At 73.8% G+C, this 17,493-nt stretch carries 11 protein-coding genes and 1 pseudogene; 2 read left to right on the top strand and 10 right to left on the bottom strand.

Features of this window, described 5'->3' with window-relative positions:
• Positions 1-5: 5 nt before the first annotated feature.
• The 6 genes from DMB38_RS13875 to DMB38_RS13900 all read right to left on the bottom strand — a co-directional run bounded on the left by DMB38_RS13875 (position 6) and on the right by DMB38_RS13900 (position 10,725).
• Positions 6-1,172: an acyl-CoA dehydrogenase gene (locus tag DMB38_RS13875; protein WP_125935452.1), complete on the bottom strand. Its 1,167-nt coding sequence runs from the start codon at positions 1,170-1,172 to the stop codon at positions 6-8.
• Entirely contained in the window at positions 1,169-3,406 is a 2,238-nt protein-coding gene (locus DMB38_RS13880) for a biotin carboxylase N-terminal domain-containing protein (protein ID WP_125935453.1), read from the bottom strand. The genes DMB38_RS13875 and DMB38_RS13880 overlap by 4 nt, the downstream gene beginning before the upstream one ends.
• A 67-nt stretch (positions 3,407-3,473) precedes the next feature.
• Positions 3,474-5,072, bottom strand: coding sequence for a carboxyl transferase domain-containing protein (locus DMB38_RS13885; RefSeq protein ID WP_125935454.1), 1,599 nt, complete (start codon positions 5,070-5,072; stop codon positions 3,474-3,476).
• Positions 5,069-6,781, bottom strand: coding sequence for an acyclic terpene utilization AtuA family protein (locus DMB38_RS13890; RefSeq protein ID WP_125935455.1), 1,713 nt, complete (start codon positions 6,779-6,781; stop codon positions 5,069-5,071). The genes DMB38_RS13885 and DMB38_RS13890 overlap by 4 nt, the downstream gene beginning before the upstream one ends.
• Entirely contained in the window at positions 6,778-7,623 is an 846-nt protein-coding gene (locus DMB38_RS13895) for a TIGR03084 family metal-binding protein (RefSeq protein ID WP_125935456.1), read from the bottom strand. Before DMB38_RS13895 ends, DMB38_RS13890 begins: the two co-directional genes overlap by 4 nt.
• Positions 7,624-7,713: 90 nt before the next feature.
• Entirely contained in the window at positions 7,714-10,725 is a 3,012-nt protein-coding gene (locus DMB38_RS13900; RefSeq protein WP_125935457.1) for an FAD-binding and (Fe-S)-binding domain-containing protein, read from the bottom strand.
• Positions 10,726-10,921: 196 nt separating this feature from the next.
• Between DMB38_RS13900 and DMB38_RS13905 the strand changes: the two genes are divergently transcribed.
• Positions 10,922-12,340: an endo-1,4-beta-xylanase gene (locus DMB38_RS13905; RefSeq protein WP_125935458.1), complete on the top strand. Its 1,419-nt coding sequence runs from the start codon at positions 10,922-10,924 to the stop codon at positions 12,338-12,340.
• Between the two features lie 81 nt (positions 12,341-12,421).
• On the opposite strand, the gene DMB38_RS13910 is transcribed toward DMB38_RS13905, so the two are convergent.
• Together DMB38_RS13910 and DMB38_RS13915 are read right to left on the bottom strand one after the other, a co-directional pair.
• On the bottom strand, positions 12,422-12,754 hold the full coding sequence (locus tag DMB38_RS13910; protein ID WP_125935459.1) for a hypothetical protein: 333 nt from the start codon (positions 12,752-12,754) through the stop codon (positions 12,422-12,424).
• Between the two features lie 428 nt (positions 12,755-13,182).
• A pseudogene (locus DMB38_RS13915) lies at positions 13,183-14,157 on the bottom strand (putative T7SS-secreted protein); the annotation flags it as partial.
• A gap of 160 nt (positions 14,158-14,317) precedes the next feature.
• On the opposite strand from DMB38_RS13915, the gene serC reads away from it, so the two are divergent.
• Positions 14,318-15,436: a phosphoserine transaminase gene (serC, locus tag DMB38_RS13920; RefSeq protein WP_125935460.1), complete on the top strand. Its 1,119-nt coding sequence runs from the start codon at positions 14,318-14,320 to the stop codon at positions 15,434-15,436.
• Positions 15,437-15,523: 87 nt separating this feature from the next.
• Here serC and DMB38_RS13925 read toward each other — a convergent pair whose 3' ends face one another.
• Positions 15,524-16,381 carry an ABC transporter permease gene (locus tag DMB38_RS13925; protein ID WP_125935461.1) on the bottom strand — a complete coding sequence of 286 codons (858 nt, stop codon included), beginning with the start codon at positions 16,379-16,381 and terminating at the stop codon, positions 15,524-15,526.
• Positions 16,378-17,439, bottom strand: a complete 1,062-nt coding sequence (locus tag DMB38_RS13930) for an ATP-binding cassette domain-containing protein (protein WP_125935462.1) — start codon at positions 17,437-17,439, stop codon at positions 16,378-16,380. The genes DMB38_RS13925 and DMB38_RS13930 overlap by 4 nt, the downstream gene beginning before the upstream one ends.
• Positions 17,440-17,493 lie beyond the last annotated feature (54 nt).

A 17,493-nucleotide genomic window follows, 5' to 3' on the forward strand; every position in this document is an offset into this window, starting at 1 on the left:
CGGCGTCAGTACGACTTGGGCAGGCCCAGCGTCTGGTGCGACACGTAGTTGAGGATCATCTCCCGGCTGACCGGGGCGATCCTGGCCACGCGGGACGCGGTGAGCATCTGCGCAAGACCGTACTCGGTGCTGAGCCCGTTGCCGCCGAGGGTGTGCACGGCCTGGTCGACGGCCTTCGCCGCCGCCTCGGCGGCCGCGTACTTCGCCATGTTCGCCGCCTCGCCCGCACCGGCGTCATCACCGGCGTCGTACAGCGCCGCCGCCTTCTGCGTCATCAGCCGGGCCAGCTCCAACTCGATGTGCGCCTGCGCCAGCGGATGCGCGATCGCCTGGTGCACGCCGATGGCGCCGCCCTTCCACACCTGGCGCGTACGGGCGTACTCGACGGCCCGCGCCACCGCCTGCCGCCCCAGGCCCAGCGCGAACGCGGCGGTCATGATGCGCTCGGGGTTGAGCCCCGCGAAGAGCTGGAGGAGACCGGCGTCCTCGTCGCCGACGAGGGCGTCCGCGGGCAGCCGCACGTCGTCGAGGACCAGCTCGAACTGCTTCTCCGGAGCGTGCAGTTCCATGGGTATGGGGGAGCGCCGGAAGCCCTCGGCGTCGCGCGGGACGATGAACAGGCAGGGCTTGAGCTTGCCGGTACGCGCGTCCTCGGTGCGGCCGACGATGAGCGTGGCGTCGGCGATGTCGACGCCCGAGATGAACACCTTGCGGCCGGACAGCACCCAGTCGTCGCCGTCGCGGCGGGCGGTGGTGGTGATGCGGTGCGAGTTGGAGCCGGCGTCGGGCTCGGTGATGCCGAAGGCCATCTTGCGGGTGCCGTCGGCGAGTCCGGGGAGCCACTGCCGCTTCTGCTCCTCGGTGCCGAAGCGGGCGATGACCGTGCCGCATATCGCGGGCGACACGACGAGCATGAGCAGCGGGCAGCCAGCCGCGCCGAGTTCCTCCAGCACGATCGCCAGCTCCGCGATGCCGCCGCCTCCGCCGCCGTACGCCTCGGGGAGGTTGACGCCGAGGTAACCGGCCTTGCCGGCCTCGGCCCACAGCTCGTCGGTGTGCCGGCCGTCGCGGACGGCGGCGGTGAAGTAGTCGCGGCCGTAGCGGGTACCGAGCGCGGCGACGGCGGCGCGGAGGTCGCGGTGCTCCTGGGGTTCGAGGATGGCGCTCGTCATGGCTGTCGGCCTTCCTGATCGCGGGGTGGGGCGGCATGTGCGGCGGCGTCTTCCGCCGCTTCTACTACGGCCAGGAGGGCGCCGACCTCGACCTGGCCGCCGGGAACGGCGTGCAGGGCGGTGAGCACGCCGGAGGCGGGGGCGGCGACCTTGTGCTCCATCTTCATCGCCTCCAGCCAGAGGAGCGGCTGTCCCTGCCGGACGGCCTGCCCGGGGGCGATCCCGTCGGCGAGGCGGACGACCGTGCCGGGCATGGGGGCGAGGAGGGATCCGGGCGGGGTGTCGGCGCGGGGGGCGGGAAAGCGGGAGAGGGGGCGGAGGGCGTACGAGCCGTGGGGGGTGTCGACGTAGGTGGCCGGCGCGGGGCGGCCTCCCGCCGGGCCGTCGTAGACGGCGACGTCGAAGGCACGGGCGACACCGGCGACTTCGAGCACCACGCGCCCGGGGGCGGCGGCGAGCACGCGCACGCCGGGCAGGCCGTCGGCCCGTATGCCGTCGCGGGTGAGGCGGTAGCGAACCTCGACCTCGGCGCCGCCGGGCTCGGCCCGGTACCCCTTCGCCTGCGGCTGCGACGGCACGTTGCGCCACCCCCCGAAGCGCGCGGGCAACGCGGCGTCGCCTGCCTGCTGCCGCGCGGCGGCGTCGGCGAGCGCGGCGGCGAGGGCGGCGAGCCGGAGGTGGGCGCCGGGCTCGGCGGCCTCGTCCGCGGGGCGGGTCAGCGCCGGCAGGTGGGCGTCGTAGAACGAGGTGGTCATCCGCGCGCCGGTGAACTCCTCGTGTTCCAGCGACCGGACCAGCAGGTCCCGGTTCGTCACCGGGCCGTGGATCCGTGCCCGCCGCAGCGCGGCCGTCAGGTGGCGGATTGCCTCGGCGCGGGTGGGGGCGTGGACGATCACCTTGGCGAGCAGGGCGTCGTAGTACGGGGTGACGGTGTCGCCGGCGGTGTAGCCGGTGTCGAGGCGGAGGGTGGGGGGTTCCCCGATCCCGCCCCTTCCCGGAACCGGGGCTCCGCCCCGGACCCCCTCGGGGCTGCGCCCCGGACCCCCCGCCGTGTACAGCGCACGGTCGTCCCCGGCGGGCGCACCCGGGGCTTCGCCCGGGGCCCCATTGGGGCTGCGCCCCAACTCCCCTGCGGCATACGGCATCCCGTCGTCCCCGGCGGTCCGGAACGGCTCGCCCCCCGCGGTGCCCCCGACCTCCAGGCGGTGGACCCGGCCCGTCTGGGGGGCGAAGTCCGACGCCGGATTCTCCGCGTACAGACGGGCCTCCACCGCGTGGCCCCTCGGCTGCGGTGCCGACGGCGGCAAGTGCGCGCCCTCCGCGATCCTCACCTGCGCGGCCACCAGGTCGACCCCGTACACCGCCTCCGTCACCGGGTGCTCCACCTGCAGCCGCGTGTTCATCTCCAGGAACTGCGCCCGCCCGTCCGGCGCCAGCAGGAACTCCACCGTGCCGGCGCCCACGTACCCGATCGCCCGCGCCGCCCGTACCGCCGTCTCCGCCAGCTCCGCCGCCACACCCGCCGCGAGGCCCGGTGCCGGGGCCTCCTCCACCACCTTCTGGTGCCGCCGCTGCAGCGAGCAGTCGCGCGTGCCCAGCGCCCACACGGCCCCGTGCGCGTCCGCGAGCACCTGCACCTCCACGTGCCGTCCGCCCTCGACGTACGGCTCGACGAACACCTCGCCGTCCCCGAACGCCGCCGCGGCCTCCGCCGACGCCGACGCCAGTCCGGCGTCCAGCGCGGCCAGTTCGCGGACGACCCGCATGCCGCGGCCGCCACCGCCCGCCGCCGCCTTGACCAGCAGCGGCAGGTCGGACTCCACCGCCTTCGACGGGTCGAAGGGCGCGAGGCCCATCAGTTCCTTCGCGCGCGTCTTGGACGCCATCGCCTCGATCGCCTCCGGCGGGGGCCCGACCCACGTCAGCCCCGCCGCGGACACCGCCCGCGCGAACTCCGCGCTCTCGGAGAGGAACCCGTAGCCCGGGTGCACCGCGTCCGCGCCGGCCGCGAGCGCCGCCGCGACCAGCAGATCCGCCCGCAGGTACGTGTCCGAAGCCGCCCGCCCCGGCAGCCGGACCGCCGGCCCGCCGGCGTCCAGCGCGGCGCGTACGTGCAGCGCGCCCGCGTCCGCGTCGGAGTGCACGGCGACGGGCGTGATGCCCAGCTCCGCGCAGGTGCGGAAGACGCGGCAGGCGATCTCGCCGCGGTTGGCGACGAGGAGGGTACGGATCATCGGTGCTCCCCTGTGGATGCCGGTCGCGGTGTGGCTGCCGGTCGCCCTGCGGATGCCGGTCGTGCGGTCACAGCCGGAACACCCCGTACCCGTCGTGCACGCCCGCGTACGGCGCCGTGTGGATCGCCGACAGGCAGATCCCCAGCACCGTCCGCGTGTCCCGCGGGTCGATGACCCCGTCGTCGTACAGCCGCCCGGACAGGAAGACCGGCAGCGACTCCGCCTCGATCTGCTGCTCCACCATCGCGCGCAGCGCCGCGTCGCCCTCCTCGTCGTACGGCATCCCCTTCGCCTCCGCCGACGCCCGCGCGACGATCGACAGCACGCCCGCGAGCTGCTGCGGCCCCATGACCGCCGACTTGGCGCTCGGCCAGGCGAAGAGGAACCGGGGGTCGTACGCGCGGCCGCACATGCCGTAGTGGCCGGCGCCGTAGCTGGCCCCCATGAGCACCGACAGGTGCGGGACGCGGGAGTTGGAGACCGCGTTGATCATCTGGGCGCCATGCTTGATGATGCCGCCCTGCTCATAGTCCTTGCCGACCATGTAGCCGGTGGTGTTGTGGAGGAAGACCAGCGGGATGTCGCGCTGGTTGGCGAGCTGGATGAACTGCGCGGCCTTCTGCGACTCCTCGCTGAACAGCACCCCGCGCGCGTTGGCGAGGATCCCGACGGGATAGCCGTGCAGCCGCGCCCAGCCGGTGGCCAGGCTCGTCCCGTACAGCGGCTTGAACTCGTCGAAGTCCGAGCCGTCCACCACCCGCGCGATCACCTCCCGCGGGTCGAACGGGATCTTCAGGTCGCCCGGCACGATGCCCAGCAGCTCGTCCTCCGAGTACGCGGGCGGGGCGGCCGGCGGCGGGTCGGGGTGCGCCTTGCGCCAGGCGAGGCGGGCGACGACGCGGCGGGCGGTGTGCAGGGCGTCCGGCTCGTCGACGGCGAAGTAGTCGGCGAGTCCCGAGGTACGGGCGTGCATGTCGGCGCCGCCCAGCGACTCGTCGTCGCTCTCCTCGCCGGTGGCCATCTTCACCAGCGGCGGGCCGCCGAGGAAGACCTTCGCGCGCTCCTTGACCATGATCACGTGGTCGCTCATGCCCGGCACGTACGCCCCGCCCGCCGTCGAGTTGCCGAAGACGACGGCGACCGTCGGGATGCCGGCCGCCGACGAGCGGGTGAGGAACTTGAAGAGCGCGCCGCCCGGGATGAAGATCTCCTTCTGCGACGGCAGGTCGGCGCCGCCGGACTCCACGAGGTGGATCGACGGCAGCCGGTTGGCGAGGCTGATCTCGTGGGCGCGGAACGCCTTCTTCAGCGTCCAGGGGTTGGACGCGCCGCCGCGTACGGTCGGGTCGTTGGCCGTGATCAGGCACTCCACGCCGGAGACGACGCCGATGCCGGTGACGAGCGAGGCGCCCACCGCGTAATCGGAACCCCAGCCGGCCAGCGGGCTCAGCTCCAGGAACGGGGTGTCGGGGTCGAGCAGCAGCTCGACCCGCTCGCGGACGAGCAGCTTGCCGCGGGCGCGGTGCCGGGCCACGTACTCCTCGCCGCCGCCCGCCACCGCCTTGGCGTGCTCCTCGTCGAGCGCGGCGAGCTTGTCGAGCATCGCGGCCCGGTGGGCGGCGTAGTCGGGGCCCGCGGTGTCCAGCGACGAGGCGAGCACGGTCACAGCAGCTCCTCGGGGATGTCGGCGTGCCGGGCGCGCAGCCACTCGCCGAGCGCCTTGGCCTGTGGGTCGAAGCGGGCCTGGGAGGCGACGCCTTCGCCGAGGAGTCCTTCGACGGTGAAGTTGAGCGCGCGGAGGTGCGGCAGGACGTGGCGTACGACGGGGAAGGGGGCGGTCTCCGGGAGGAGTTCGCGGAGGCGGTCGACGGTGAGGGTGTGGGCCAGCCACGGCCAGGCGGCGCCGGATCTGGCCCAGACGCCGAGGTTGGCCATGCCGCCCTTGTCGCCGCTGCGCGCGCCGGCCACGGTGCCGAGGGGGGCGCGGCGGGTCGGTCCCGGCGGCGGGGGCGGCGGCAGGGGCGGTTCCGGTACGGGCTCCAGCGCCCGGGTGCGCGGCGGCGGGGCGACGGGGACGCGGGTGCCGTCGGGGAGCACGGCGGTGTGGGGGACGTCGGCGGCGGGGACGTACGCGGCCTCGAAGACGCCGTACGGCTGCGCCCTGCCGGGCGGGGCGGTGACGTGGAAGCCGGGGATGCTGGCGAGGGCCAGTTCGACGGCGGCGCCGCTGACGGCGCGGCCGACGGCGGCCTCGTCGGGGTCCCTGACGGCGAGGCGGAGCAGGGCGGATGCCTCCTCCTGCACGCCGGCGTCGGGGCGGTCGGTGCGGGCGAGGGTCCAGCGGACGTCGGCGACGCCCTTGAGGACGGGGGCCATCTGGTCGCGTACGAGGGTGGCCTTGGCGTCGATGTCGAGGCCGGTGAGGACGAAGACGACCTCGTTGCGGTGGCCGCCGAGGCGGGAGAGGCCGACCTTGACGTCGGGGGGCGGTGGCTCGCCGCGTACGCCGGTGATGCGGACGCGGTCGGGTCCGTCCTGGGCGAGGCGTACGGAGTCGAGGCGGGCGGTGACGTCGGGTCCCGCGTAGCGGGGTCCCGCGGTCTCGTAGAGGAGCTGGGCGGTGACGGTCCCGACGGTCACGGCGCCGCCGGTGCCGGGGTGCTTGGTGATGACGGAGCTGCCGTCGGGCTCGATCTCGGCGAGGGGGAAGCCGGGGTGGCGGACGTCGTGCTCGGTGAAGAAGGCGTAGTTGCCGCCGGTGGCCTGGGTGCCGCACTCCAGCACGTGGCCGGCGACGACGGCGCCGGCGAGGGCGTGCAGGGCGGGGTCGTCTGGGCCGGAGTCGTCCGGGTCGTCGGCGGTGGCCGGGGTCCAGCCGTAGTGGGCCTGGGCGGCGCCCGTGACGAGGGCGGCGTCGGTGACGCGGCCGGTGACGACGACGTCGGCGCCCGCGCGCAGGCAGGCGGCGATGCCGGCGCCGCCGAGGTAGGCGTGGGCGGCGAGGGCGCCGGGCCATGTGCCGCGGGCGGTGAGGTCGTCGCCCTCGACGTGCGCGACGCGGGCGGGCACGCCGACGCGTTCGGCCAGCTCGCGGACGGCGGCGGCGAGGCCCGCGGGGTTGAGGCCGCCGGCGTTGACGACGAGCGTGACGCCGCGGTCGCGGGCGAGGCCGAGGCCGTCTTCGAGCTGGCGGAGGAAGGTCCTGGCGTAGCCGGCGCCGGGGTCCTTGAGGCGGTCGCGGGCGAGGATGAGCATGGTCAGCTCGGCGAGGTAGTCGCCGGTGAGGACGTCGAGTTCGCCGCCGGTGAGCATCTCGCGGACGGCGGCGAACCGGTCGCCGTAGAAGCCGGAGGCGTTGCCGATGCGGAGGGTCACGGGCGCTCCCCCCGGGCGGCCCGGCCGCCGGTACGGGCCGTGCCGTCCGGTGCCGGGTCCCGCCCCGCGCCCGGCGGGCCCGCGAACGCCTGGGCGATGCCCAGCCAGCGCTCCGCCTCCGCGCCCTCGGCGACGAGCGCGGTGTCGGCGCGGTGCACGCGCTGGGTGACCAGCAGGCAGAAGTCGAGCGCGGGCCCGGTGACGCGCTCGGCGGCGTCCTCGGGGCCGTACGCCCACACCTCGCCGCCACCGCCGGGCGCGGTCAGCTCGACGCGGAACTCCTCGGCGGGCGGCGCGAGCCGGTGCACAGCGTACGCGAAGTCCCGTGTCCGTACCCCGATACGGGCCACGTGCCGCAGCCGGGCGGTGGGCGCACGCCGTACGCCCAGCGCGTCGGCGACGTCCTGCCCGTGCGCCCAGGTCTCCATCAACCGCCCCGAGGCGACGCCCCCGACGCTCATCGGCGGCCCGAACCACGGCATCCGCACCCCCGCCGGCTGCGCCAGCAGCACCCGCCGCAACTCCTCGCGCCCCTGCCGCCATCGCTCCAGCAGCTCCCCGGGCGGCTGCGCGGCCCCGCGCTCGGCAGCCTCGTCGACGAAGCCGAACGGCGCCTCCCGGGCGTGCGTCAGCATCCCCCGGAACTCGCCGGGATCACGGGCGGCGGCGAGCGCGGCGCGATCGGTCCACGCGAGGTGGGCGATCTGGTGCGCGACGGTCCACCCGGCGGCGGGCGTCCCGAGCGCCCACCGCTCGGGCGGCAGCCCGGCGACGAGGGCGTCCAGCGCGGCGCTCTCGTCGCGGAGGTCGTCGAGCAGGGTGATGATCTCCGGGCCCGCCATGCCGCGCTCCCCTCGTGACTACTGCGCAGTAGGGTGGCAGCGGACCGGAAAACAAGCAAGCGTGCTTGCCGGATTCGGCCCCGGGGTACGTCAGCTCCGCCCGCCGCGCTCGCCCTCCTCCGGCAGGCCCTCCGCGAGGAATTCCGCCAGGTGGCGGGCGCGGACGCCGGCGAGCTGGGCGAGTTGGGTGCGGCACGAGTAGCCGTCCGCCACGACCGCCGCGTCCTTGGGGGCGTTGCGTACGGCCGGGAGGAGCTGGTCTTCCGCGCAGGCCGCGGAGACCTCGTAATGGCCGCGCTCGAAGCCGAAGTTGCCCGCCAGGCCGCAGCATCCCGAGGCGAGTCGGCCCTCCAGACCCGCCTTCGCCATCAGGCGGCGCTCGGCGCCGTCGCCGAGGACGGCGTGCTGGTGGCAGTGCGTCTGGCCGGTGACCGGGCGGTCGAGGCGGGGCGGGATCCAGTCGGGGGCGGCGGTTTCGAGGGCTTCCGCGAGGGTGCGGACGCGGGCGGCGAGGCGCGGGGCGCGCTCGTCGTCGGGCAGCAGCTCGACGAGGTCGGTCTTGAGCGCGGCGGCGCAGGGCGGTTCGAGGACGACGAGGGGCGGGCCGGCCGCCTCGTCCGCGTCGTCGCCCCCGCCGGCCGCCGGCTCCAGCGCGTCCAGCGTGCGCCGCATCGCCTCGCGGGCCTGGTCGAGTTGGCCCGTGGAGACGTACGTCAGCCCGCAGCACACCTTCCCCGCCTCCCGCGGCAGGCCCACCCGCAGCCCCGCCGCGCGCAGCACCCGGACCGCCGCCGTACCCGCCTCAGGCGACAGGTAGTTCGTGAACGTGTCCGGCCACAGCAGCACGTCCGGATCCGCGTCGGCGTCCCGCCGCAGCGACCGCGTCAGCGGCACCCGCGCGATCGGCGGGATCGCCCGCTCCCCCGCGAGCCCCGCCGCCCGCTTCGCCACCGCCGCCAGCGGCCCCACCGCGGCCAGCGCGTTCGCCACGCCCGCCGCCCGCAGCGCCGCCGTCAGCTTCAGCCACTGCGGCAGCCGCCCCATCGCGTAGTGCGCCATCGGCCGCCGCCGCCCGGCGTAGTGGTGGTGCAGGAACTCGGCCTTGTACGTGGCCATGTCGACGTCCACCGGGCAGTCGCTGCGGCACCCCTTGCACGACAGGCACAGGTCGAGCGCCTCGCGCACCTCCTCCGAGCGCCAGCCGTCGGTGATGACCTCCCCCGCCAGCATCTCGTGCAGCAGACGCGCGCGCCCGCGCGTGGAGTGCCGTTCCTCGCCCGTGGCCCGGTACGACGGGCACATGACCCCCGGACTCCCCGCCGGGTTGCGGCACTTGGCGACCCCGACGCACCGCCGCACCGCCGCCGCGAAGTCGCCGCCCGCGGGACCGTCGTGCGGATAGCCGAAGGCCACCGGCACCGGCACCCGCGGCAGCGGCGCGAAGCGCAGGTCGGCGTCGAGGGGGGCGGGGCGGGCGATCACGCCGGGGTTGAGGGCGCCGTCGGGGTCCCAGAGGTCCTTGAAGCCGCCGAAGAGGCCGACGAGTTCGTCCCCGTACATCGCGGGCAGCAGCTCCGAGCGCGCCCGCCCGTCGCCGTGCTCCCCGGAGAGCGAGCCGCCGTGCGCGACGACGAGGTCCGCCATCTCCGCCGAGAACTCCCGGAAGCGGCCGATGCCGGGCGGGGTCAGCAGATCGAAGTCGATCCGGACGTGGATGCAGCCGTCGCCGAAGTGCCCGTACGGCAGCCCGCGCAGCCCGTGCGCGGCGAGCAGCGCCCGGAACTCGCGCAGGTACGCCCCGAGCCGCGCGGGCGGCACCGCGCAGTCCTCCCAGCCGGGCCACGCCTCGCTGCCGTCGGGCATGCGGGTGGCGGTGCCGGAGGCGTCCTCGCGGATACGCCACAGGGTGCGCTGCTCGGCGGGCTCCGCGACGACGGTGTGGTCGACGGCGTCGGCGGCGCGGCAGACCTCCTCGGCGGCGGCCCGCGCGGCGGCGGGGGTGTCGCCGCCGGTCTCGACGAAGAGCCAGGCACCGCCCCGGGGCAGCGCGTGCGCGTCGGGCACGAGGTCGGCGGCCATGCCCTCGACGGTCAGCGGGCGCAGCGGCAGCAGCCCGGGGGCGGCTTCCGCGGCGGCGGACTCGTCGGCGTACCCGAGGACGGCGAGGGCGCGGGCGGGGGGCGCCTCGACGAGGCGGACGGTGGCCTGGGTGAGGACGGCGAGGGTGCCTTCGCTGCCGGTGAAGGCGCGGGCGAGGTCGCCGCCGCGCTCGGGGAGGAGGGCGTCGAGGGCGTAGCCGGAGATGCGGCGGGGGAGGTCGGGCCAGCCGGGGAGGTCGCGGGGGTACGGGGCGGGGGCGCCGGCGTCCGCGGCGGGGGCGCCGCCTTCGTCGCGGAGACCACCCGCATGCCCGGGCGCCTGACCACCCGCGCGCCCCACCGCGCGCCCCACCGCGCGCCCGCCCGTCCGCAGCGTCGCCAGATGCCCTTCGACGAACTCCCGCAGCCCCGGCAGCACCCCCAGGTCCCGCTCCAGCCGCAGCGCCCGCCCCCGGTACGTCACCACGTCGAGCGCCCGTACGTTGTCCGCCATGGTCCCCCACGCGACGCTGTGCGGGCCGCAGGAGTTGTTGCCGACCATCCCGCCGAGCGTGCACCGGCTGTGCGTCGACGGATCGGGCCCGAACGTCAGCCCGTGCGGCGCCGCCGCGCCGCGCAGCCGGTCGAGCACGAGCCCGGGCTGGACGACGGCGGTACGCGCCCCGGGGTCGAGGTCGACGAGCCGGTTCAGGTGCCGGGTGAAGTCGAGGACGACGCCGGCGCCGACGGCGTTGCCCGCGATGGACGTACCGCCGCCGCGGGCGACGACGGGCGCACCGTACTCCCGGCAGACGGCGAGCGCGGCGGCGACGTCGTCGGCGTCGCGGGGGGCGACGACGCCGAGGGGGACGCTCCGGTAGTTGGAGGCGTCCATCGTGACGAGGGCCCGGTCCCGGGTCCCGAACCCGACCTCGCCGCCGACGGCGTCCCGCAGCCGGCGCTCCAGCGCCACGACATCCACCCCGGCGTCCGTACCCGCGTCCGCGCCCGTCTCCGTATCCATGGCTCCAGCGTGCCGGACGCCCCCGCCCCGTCGCGCGTATTGACGTGCCCCACTCCCGCCTCTAACGTCCGACCCCAGAAAGATTCGAAACCAGTCCCGAATGTTTCGATCCCGTCGTCCCACCACCCGCACGCACGGATCCGGCGCCACCCACTCCACCACCGCCCGCGCCCGCCCGCGGGGGAAGAAGGGGAACATGCGAAGACTCCGCAGCAGGCCCAGGGCCCTGCTGGCCGCCCTCGCCGGCGCCCTCTGCCTGTACGGCCTCGGCACCGCCGCCCCCGCGCAGGCGGCCGCCCCCGCCGAAGCCGCCGCTACCGCCGGCGCCGCCGGCCCGCCCGCGACCGCCGCCGCCTCGCTGAACCAGCTCGCGCAGGCGCACGGCAAGTTCATCGGCTCCGCCGCCGCGACGGCGCACTTCTCCGACACCCAGTACACCGGGATCCTGCGCAGCGAGTTCGGCCAGGTCACGGCGGAGAACGAGATGAAGTGGGACACCGTGCAGCCGTCCCGCGGCCAGTTCAACTACGCCCCGGGCGACCGGGTCGTCGACTTCGCGCAGCAGAACGGCCAGTCCGTACGCGGCCACACCCTCGTCTGGCACAGCCAGCTCCCCGGCTGGGTCTCGGGCCTGCCGAGCGGCGAGGTCCGTACGGTGATGGAGAACCACGTCACGCAGGTCGCCGGGCACTACGCGGGCGACATCGACGCCTGGGACGTCGTCAACGAACCGTTCAACGAGGACGGCACCTTCCGCTCCAGCCCCTTCTACAACGCCATGGGCCGCGACTTCGTCGCCCACGCGCTGCGCGCCGCGAAGGCGGCGGACCCGGGCGCGAAGCTGTGCATCAACGACTACAACATCGAGGGCATCAACGCGAAGAGCACCGCGATGTACAACCTCGTACGCGACCTGAAGGCCCAGGGCGTCCCGATCGACTGCGTCGGCATCCAGGGCCACCTGGCGATCCAGTACGGCTTCCCGAGCGACCTGCGGCAGAACATGCAGCGCTTCGCCGACCTGGGCGTCGACGTGGCGATCACGGAGCTGGACGTACGGATGCAGCTCCCGGTCAGCGCGCAGAAGGAAGCCACCCAGTCGCAGTACTACACGAACGTCGTCGACGCCTGCCTGGCGGTCACCCGCTGCAAGGGCGTGACGGTGTGGGGCTTCCCCGACAAGTACTCCTGGGTCCCCGGCGTCTTCGACGGCGAGGGCTCGGCGACCCTCTGGAACGACAGCTACCAGCCGAAACAGGCGTACAACGCGGTGGCGGAAGCCCTCGGCGGCGACCCGGGCCCGGGACCGGGCCCCGGTGACGGCTGCAGCGCGAGCTACGCCGTACCCCAGCAGTGGAACGGCGGCTTCACCGCGGCGGTGACGGTGAGCTGCGACGGCGACTCGCTCTCCGGCTGGTCGGTCTCCTGGGACTACACGGCGGGCCAGCGGGTGACCAACGCCTGGAACGCCACCTGCCAGCAGTCCGGCACGAGGGTCACCTGCACGAACGCCCCCTACAACGGCACCGTCCCGGACGGCGGCTCGGTCACCTTCGGCTTCAACGGCACCTGGACCACCACCAACCCCACCCCACCCACCCTCACCCTGGGCTGACCCCGCCCCGGTCCGCCGGGGGACACCGCACGCAGGTGGCCCCCGGCGGACTGCGCGTCCGCCGAACCGCCCCCGCGGAGGTCAGAAGACCTCGGATTCGACGTCTTCGCCCTCATCCTCCGAGTCCTCCGGATGAACGAGGGTGTAACTGGGCGGAAGTGGCTGCTCGTCCGCGGGTGCGTCGTACGGGATGAACGCGGCGCCATCCGGAACGTCGACACGGGAAAGATGAATTCCGAACCTGCACGACCCGCACCAGAAGAACACGTGGCCGACACCGTCGGAGGTCTTCTCCCGGAACAGGAGCGACAGCGCACGCGCGCCGCAGTTGGGGCACGGGAGTTGCAGCGGAGGCGTCGGGGAGCGGTAGGCGGCCTCGTAGGCACGCAGCCAGTCGTCCCAGGTGTTCGCCATGATCAGTCACCGCCTCCCGAGGGCTGGTTCAGCGGGTGATTCTGCCACCACTCCTCCTCGAAGGCGTACGCTTCGTCCTCCCACCGGGCCAGCTCGGCCGGGTCCTCGGGCACCCTGCGGCCGTTCCTGATCTGGTCGACGTGGAACCTCTCGTGGGCCAGCGTACGAGCCAGGGTCTGTTCGTCGTAGAAGGCGTCACGATAGAGATTGATCCGATTCGCGGTGGGAGTCGTTCCGCACACCCCGGACACGTTTCGATTGATATTGATGCGGATTCCCGTCAGATCCACCTGGTAGCGCGCGGAGATGTGACGCACGCTGTCCATGGTCATCCGCATCGGAGGACCGATACGGGGACGGCGCTCGGGGCGCCGCTTCAGCGCGGTTGCCAGGTTGTCGAGGGAGCCGCGGAGGCGGCCCGCCATGGCCTTCATGCCGCCCTTGACCGCGGCCAGCCCGCCCTTGAGGCCCCTGGCCAGGCCACCGAGAGTGGTGAGGCCCTTCATGCCGGGGATGCAGTCCAGCGCGGCGAAGGCGACGTCCCAGAGACTGGCCTGGCCGTTCATGTACTTGTAGAGGGTGTCGGCCAGCACCACGAGGGCAGCGGCGAGAACCACCCAGGCGAGGGGGCCGCCGATGATGAGGACGACGATGCCGAGGACGGCGACGATGACCTTGCAGACGTTGACGATCGTGTCCCAGTTGTCCTTGACCCAGTCGACCGCCTTCTCCCACCACTTCCGGTTCTGAATACCGGCATCCGACGCCTCTTCGAGCTTGTCCTTCGCCTCGGAGGCGGCGTCCTCACGCATCTTCTTGGCGTCCGCGGCCATCTTCTTCGCGGCTTCGAGACCGGATTCGGCGTTGTCGACGGCGGTCTGCGCGGAGGCGCGGGCGGACTTGGCGTCGGTGGCGTTGCGGGTCGCGGCGCGTACCTCGGACTCGTCGGGCTTTTCCTTGCCCTGCTTCCCGTCGTACTCCTCGGTCTTCTTCGTCGCCCGCTCCACCCACGAATTCGCCGAATCCAGGCGGCCGGTCGCCGACGACAACTCGCTGCGGGCCTCGCGCCCCCGGGCCAGCGCCTTGTCCGCCAGGGACTGCGCCCGCTCCAGTTTCGGCCAGTACGCCGCAAGTGCGTCGCCCGCCAGATCGTACGAGCGCTGGAGCTTCTTCAGGTTCTTCGGAACGTCCTCGAATTCGCCCTGGAACGCCTGCGCCGTCTTTCCCGCCCACCGCAGGATCGCGTCCTCGCCCGCCATCGCCTTGATGTCGCGGAGAGCCCCGCCGACGTCGTCGGCGAAGTCATGTAACTCCCGTGCCAGTTGCCGGACGCGAGCCGGGTCGCCAGGTACCGGATCCTCGTCGAGGTCGAGTACGTGCCAGTCCGTCGGGCGACTCCCCATCGCTCCCACCTCCTGCCTGCACAAAGTTAGCGACCGTCACTCACCGGTGTGAAGATGCACCGGGGCCGGCGCCCGGCGGGTGGCCCAGTACGTGGGTGTTCTTGTCTCAGAGGGTGGACGGGAGCGTCGTGGCGGGGTGATCGGGTCGTAGGCTTCGGGGGTGGCTGAGATCGTGATTCCTGATGACATCAAGCCCGCCGACGGACGCTTCGGGTCGGGCCCGTCCAAGGTGCGCACCGAGGCGCTCGAGGCGCTGGCCGCCACCGGTTCCTCTCTTCTCGGTACGTCTCACCGGCAGGCTCCCGTGCGGGACCTCGTCGGGCGGGTGCGTGACGGGGTGCGTGCGCTGTTCTCGTTGCCCGAGGGGTACGAGGTGGTCCTCGGGAACGGCGGGGCCACCGCGTTCTGGGACGTCGCCACCCACGGGCTGATCGAGCGCAAGTCGCAGCACCTGTCCTTCGGCGAGTTCTCCTCGAAGTTCGCCAAGGCCGCCAGGCTCGCCCCGTGGCTGGACGAGCCGACCGTCGTCTCGTCCGAGCCCGGTACGCACCCGGAGGCGCGGGCCGAGGCCGGGGTCGACGTGTACGCGCTGACGCACAACGAGACCTCCACCGGTGTCGCCATGCCGCTGCGCCGCGTCGAGGGGGCCGACGACGGGGCGCTCGTGCTCGTCGACGCGACGTCCGGGGCCGGCGGGCTGCCGGTGGACGTGGCGGAGACCGACGTGTACTACTTCGCGCCGCAGAAGTCCTTCGCCTCCGACGGCGGGCTGTGGATCGCCGCGTTCTCCCCCGCCGCCCTCGAGCGGGCCGCGCGCGTCCACGCCTCCGGGCGGCACGTGCCGGAGTTCTTCTCGCTGCCCACGGCGATCGACAACTCCCGCAAGAACCAGACGTACAACACCCCCGCCCTCACCACCCTCTTCCTCCTCGCCGAGCAGCTCGACTGGATCAACGGCCAGGGCGGTCTGGACTGGGCCGTACGCCGCACCGCCGCCTCCGCCCGCACGCTCTACACCTGGGCCGAGGAGGCGAAGGCCGCCACTCCGTTCGTCGCCGACCCGGCGCAGCGGTCCGCGGTCGTGGGCACGATCGACTTCTCCGACGACGTGGACGCCGCCGCCGTCGCCAAGACGCTGCGCGCCAACGGCATCGTGGACACCGAGCCGTACCGCAAGCTGGGGCGCAACCAGCTCCGGATCGCGATGTACCCCGCGGTCGACCCCGTCGACGTCGAGGCCCTGACCCGCTGCATCGACTACGTGATCGAGCGGATCTGAGCTTCGCTCGCACCGCTGCGGGCCCGGCGCGCTTCCGCGTGCCGGGCCCGTGCGCGTGCGCGCCTCAGGGCGACAGCCGCCGCCCGCTCAGTGCGACAGCCGCTGGTACTTCCGCACCGCCAGCGGCAGGAACACCGCCGTGATCACGACCGGCCACACCAGCGCCATCAGCATCGCGTGCTGCTCGATCCACGAGTCGCCCAGCCGCCCCGGGTTGCCGAACAGCTCGCGCACCGCGTTGGCCGTGGAGGACACCGGGTTCCACATCGCTATCGCGCCCAGCCAGCCCGGCATGTCCGCCGGTGAGGCGAAGACGCTGGAGACCATGCCGAACGGGAACGCGACCGCGAAGAGGTTGCCCGCCGCCTCCTGGTTGGGCGTCAGCAGACCGAGCACCACCCCGACCCAGATCAGGGCGAAGCGCAGCCACAGCAGCAGCGCGAACGCCGCCGCGGTCTCCAGTACCGAGCCGTCCGAGCGCCAGCCGATGACCAGGGCGATCGACGCCATCACCGCCAGGTCCAGCGCGGCGCCGATGAGGTCGGAGACGCCCCGGCCGCTCACCACGGCCGACGGGGACATCGGCATGGAGCGGAAGCGGTCGGTGATCCCGTGCTCCTTGTCGATGGCGATCAGCATGGCCGTGTTCATGAACCCGAAGGCCATGGTCATCGCGAACATGCCGGGCATCGCGTACGACTTGTAGGCGTCCGCGCCGCCCTCCATCGCGCTGCCGAAGACGTAGACGAAGAGCAGCACGGAGACGACCGGGAAGCCGAGCTGCCAGGCGATGTTCGACGGCTGCCGGCGGTAGTGCAGCAGGCCGCGGCGCACGACCGTCCAGCAGTCGGCGATCGCCCACTTCACCGCCCCGCCGGGGGCCTGCTCGCGGGCGGAGGGCCGGGGGCGCTTCTCCGCCGCCGCGGTGTCGGTGACGGTGCTCATGCGACCGTGGCCTCCTCTTTCCTGCCGGCCTTCTTCTTGTCGGCCTTCTTCTTCTCCGAGTCCTTCTTGTCCGAGTCCTTCTTGTCCGCCTCCGCCGGCTCCTTCTCCGCCGCGGTGTGCCCCGTCAGGCTGAGGAACACGTCGTCGAGCGTGGGCCGCCGCAGCGCTATGTCGTCCACCGCCACCCCCTCGTCCTGCAGCGTGCGCGCCACCTCCGTCAGCGCCGCGACCCGGTCGGTCACCGCCCCGTGCACCCGCAGCTCCTCCAGGTCGATGGCCGGGTCGGCGCCCGAGACCCGGGCGACGGCCCGCACCGCGTCCGGGATCTCCTCCGCCGAGCCGACGACGACCTCGATACGGTCCCCGCCGACCGTGTTCTTCAGCGCGGCCGGGGTGTCGTCCGCGATCGTCCGGCCGTCGTCGATGACGGCGATACGGTCGGCGAGCTTGTCGGCCTCGTCCAGATACTGCGTCGTCAGCAGCACCGTCGTGCCGCCGGCGACCAGGTCCCGCACCGCCTCCCAGACCTCGCCCCGGCTGCGCGGGTCGAGGCCGGTCGTCGGCTCGTCCATGAAGAGCACGTCCGGCGCGAGGATCATGCTCGACGCCAGGTCGAGCCGGCGGCGCATGCCGCCGCTGTATTCCTTCGCGCCCTTGTCCGCGGCCTCGGTGAGCCCGAACTGCTCCAGCAGTTCCGCCGCGCGCTCGCGGGCGCGGCGGGAGCCGAGGTGGAACAGCCGGGCGAACATCTCCAGGTTCTGCCGGCCGGTCAGCACCTCGTCCACCGCCGCGTACTGCCCGGCGAGGCCGATCCGCCGGCGCACCTTGACCGGCTCCTTCATCACATCGTGCCCGCCGACGAGTGCCTGTCCGCCGTCGAGGCGGATGAGGGTGGACAGGATCCGCACCGCCGTCGTCTTGCCGGCGCCGTTGGGGCCGAGCAGGCCGTAGACGGTGCCGTACGGCACGGTCAGGTCGAAGCCGTCGAGGGCCCGCTTCTCTCCGTAGCGCTTCTGCACGCCGTCCGCCACGACGGCGTCGGCCGAGCTTGCCTTCACGCTCTTCCTCCCCTATCTGAGTACGCCGTACTCATTTACGCATACGGTGTACGC

It is taken from the genome of Streptomyces sp. WAC 06738 (assembly GCF_003945505.1).
Lineage (GTDB): Bacteria > Actinomycetota > Actinomycetes > Streptomycetales > Streptomycetaceae > Streptomyces.